This window comes from Gemmatimonadaceae bacterium, from assembly GCA_036273715.1.
Taxonomy (GTDB): Bacteria; Gemmatimonadota; Gemmatimonadetes; order Gemmatimonadales; family Gemmatimonadaceae; genus JADGGM01.
Genome location: DASUHB010000014.1, coordinates 1 through 3,828 on the forward strand (window position 1 = coordinate 1; position 3,828 = coordinate 3,828).

The window sequence follows — 3,828 nt, forward strand, 5'->3', positions numbered from 1 at the left end:
GAGGCCGATGTCGTCTCGAACGCATCGCCCACCGTCTTCCACGGCGCGGTCGACAACATTGCCGCCGAGGTCGACAGCACCACCAAGGCCACCGCCGCCCGCGTCGTCGTCCCCAATCCCGCGCGGCTGCTCAAGAAAGGGATGTACGTGCGCGTCACGGTGCATTCCCACCACGAACACACGGGGCTGCTCGTCCCGATCGCCGCCGTGCTGCGCGACGAAGACAACAACCCGTTCGTGTACGTGCAGGACGCGAACGGCGCCTTCGAACGGCGATCGGTCACGTTAGGCGAACGCCTCGCCGGCCAATACCAGATCGCCGCCGGCCTCCAGCCCGCGGAGAAGGTCGTGTCGCAGGGCGGGCTCTTCCTCCAGTTCGCGCAGAGCCAATGAGCGACCATCCCGAGCAGGCCGCGCCGCCATCCCACGAGGCGGATGGCGCGCCGCGGTCGGTGATCAATACCGTCGTTGCGGGTTCCCTCTCACAACGATTTCTCATCTCACTGCTGGCCGCGCTCCTCGTTGGCGCCGGCATCTGGTCGTTCCGTCGCCTGCCCGTGGACGCGTACCCCGACCTCTCGCCCACCCAGGTCGAGATCATCACCCAGTGGCCCGGCCACGCGTCGGAGGAGGTCGAGCGCCTGATCACCGTACCGATCGAGATCGAGATGAACGGCCTGCCGCGACTCCGCATCGTCAGATCGATCTCGTTGTACGGCCTGTCCGACGTTCGCCTAACGTTCGAGGACAACACCGATGACTATTTCGCCCGCCAGCAGGCCTTCGAACGCTTCAGTGATCTCAGCCTGCCCGAAGGCGTGACGCCCAGCATGGCGCCCCTCTCGTCGCCGTCCGGCCTCGTCTATCGCTACGTGCTCGAGAGCAATGACCGGTCGGCGATGGAGCTCAAGAACATCAACGACTGGGTCATCACCAAAGCCTACAAGTCGGTCAACGGCGTCGCCGACGACTCGCCGCTCGGCGGCGAGACCATGCAGTACCAGGTGCTGCTCGACCCGACGCGCCTCGCCGGCGCCGGGCTCACGGTACCCGAAGTCCAGCAGGCCCTCGCCAACAACAATGGGAACTCCGGCGGCGGCTTCTATTCCGAGGGAGGCCAGTTCTACTACGTGCGCGGCCTCGCCCGCGTGCGCACGCTCGATGACATCGCCAACATCGTCGTCGCCGTCCACGACGGCACGCCCATCCTCGTCAAAGATCTCGGCGACGTCGTCATCGGCAACGCCCCTCGGTTAGGCCAATTCGGCTTCAACGAAACCAACGATGCCGTGGAAGGCGTGATCCTCATGCGCCGCGGCGAGCAGACGCAGACCGTGCTCAAGGCAGTGGAAGCGAAAACGGAGCAGCTCAACGACTCCGTTCTCCCGCGCGACGTCCACATCAATGCCTTTTACGACCGCAGCGATCTGGTGAACCTCACGACGCGCACCGTCGAGGACAACCTCGTGCGCGGCACCGTGCTCGTCATCGTCCTGCTCATCTTCTTTCTGTACGACGTGCGATCGGGCCTCATCGTCGCCGTAGCGATCCCGATGTCGCTGTTGTTCGCGTTCATCTGTCTCGACATCAAGAATATCCCGGCGAACTTGCTGTCCATCGGCGCCATCGACTTCGGCATCCTCGTCGACGGCGCCGTGTTCATGGTGGAGAACATCCACCGACAACTCACGCTGCGCCACGGCTCTTCCTACAACATCATCCACGTCATCATCAGCGCGGCCGCCGAGGTCGATCGACCGATTTTCTACTCGGTGGCCGTGATCATTGCCGGGTTTCTGCCGATCTACGTGCTCTCCGGCCCGTCAGGCAAGTTGTTCCGCCCCATGGCCGACACGACCATTTTCGCGCTCATCGGCTCGCTGCTCATCACGCTGACGTTCATCCCCGTTCTCTGCTCGTGGCTGCTGCGACGCGGCATTCGCGATCGTCGCAATCCCGCGTTCGAATGGGTGAAGCGCGCGTACGAACGATCGCTCGACGCGTGCCTGGCGCATCCGTGGCTAACGACGATTGCGGCGGCGGCGGTGTTCGGCCTCTCGCTCCTGTTGATTCCCCTCATCGGCGCCGAGTTCATGCCGCATCTCGACGAGGGGGCGCTCTGGGTGCGGGCCACAATGCCCTACACCATCTCGTTCGACGCATCGTCCGCCATCGTGCCTAAAATTCGCGCCATCCTGCGCTCCTTTCCCGAAGTGACGGTCGTCGGCTCGGAACACGGCCGGCCCGATGATGGCACCGACCCGACCGGCTTCTTCAACGCCGAGTTTTACGTTGGGCTCAAGCCGTACGACACATGGACGGGACCGTACCACTCCAAGCAGGCGCTGATCGACGCGATCGACAAGAAGCTCGAGACGTTCCCCGGCATCACGTTCAATTACACGCAACCCGCCGAAGACGCCGTCGACGAAGCAGAGACAGGACTCAAGAGCGCACTCGACGTCAAACTGTTCGGCCCCGATCTCGGCGTTCTCGAGCGTAAAGGGAAAGAGGTCAAGCAGGTGCTCGAGCACGTGCCGGGCATCGGCGACCTGACGCTCGTCCAGGAGCTCGGCCAACCGTCGCTCACGATCGCCGTCGATCGCGCGAAGATCGCGCGCTACGGCATCAACGCCGGCGACATCAACGCCCTCATCGAGGCGGCAGTCGGCGGGAGCGTGGCGACACAGGTGGAGCAGGGCGAACGTCTCTACGACCTCGTCGTGCGCCTCGAGCCGCGCTACCGGCAGAACCCGCAGGAGATCGGCAGCATCCTCGTCGCCGCCCCGGACGGCGAACAGGTCCCGCTCAAGGATCTGGCCGAGATCCAGGTGTCTAACGGGGCGTCGTTCATCTATCGGCAGGACAACAGCCGCTTCATCGGCATTCAATACTCCGTGAACGGAGGCGACCTCGCCGGCACCGTCCAGAGCGCGCAGCGACAGGTCGCGGCATCCGTTAGGCTCCCGCCCGGATACCACATCGTCTGGGGCGGCGAATATCAGGAGTACACGGCATCGCGCGGCCAGCTGCGCGTCATCCTGCCACTCACGCTCCTCGTGATTTTCCTGCTGTTGTTCGTCCTCTACGGCAACTTCAAGTTCCCGTTCATTACAGTTGTCGGCGTCATCCTGTCGGCGCCAATCGGCGGACTCATCGCGCTGCTGGTGTCCGGCACACCATTCTCGGTGTCCTCCGGCATCGGGTTCCTCGTGCTGTTCGGCGTCTCGGTCCAGACGGCCGTCATCTATATTTCCTACGCCAACGAGCTTCGAAATGGCGGGGTGAGCATCCTCGAGGCCACGCGAGTGGCCGCCGTGTTGCGGCTCCGGCCCATCATGATGACGGCGCTCGTCGCTGCGTTGGGCCTGCTGCCGGCGGCGCTCTCGCACGGCGTCGGGTCGGATTCGCAGCGGCCGTTCGCGTTGGTCATCGTCGGCGGCCTGCTCGCGCGCCTCGTCATCAGCGTGTATTTGATGCCGGCGCTCTACGCCATCGTGTCACGCCCGACCGACCGGCTGCAGGTCTGAGGTCGTCCGATTGACGCCCCGCGCACGCCCGCATATGCTGCTTGAGCGCCGGTATCCGGTGCACCGAACGATGTGCACCACAGACGGCGCTCCGGCCCGCTCCCTGCAAGGGCATGGAGCGGCGTCCGGAATTTCCTTTTGCACCAGAGACGATACAACATGGCAACGCAAACCACGCCCCGCGCTGAACCGCGTGAGCGCAAGGGCAACACCGGCCTCGAGGCGCTCGGACTCGCGCCCAAAGGAACCGTTCATTGGAACCTCGTCCCTCCCGAGCTCGTCCAGGCGGCCGTGCGCC

Annotated in this window: 2 protein-coding genes; both read left to right on the top strand. The window is 64.6% G+C overall.

The window, feature by feature from the left end; genetic code table 11:
• Positions 1 to 393, top strand: a 393-nt coding sequence (locus VFW04_02670) for an efflux RND transporter periplasmic adaptor subunit (protein HEX5178210.1), incomplete at its 5' end; no start/stop codon positions are given.
• A complete protein-coding gene (locus tag VFW04_02675) occupies positions 390 to 3,530 on the top strand; it encodes a CusA/CzcA family heavy metal efflux RND transporter (GenBank protein HEX5178211.1) in 3,141 nt (1,046 codons plus the stop codon). The genes VFW04_02670 and VFW04_02675, both read left to right, overlap by 4 nt.
• The last annotated feature ends 298 nt before the right edge of the window (positions 3,531 to 3,828 follow it).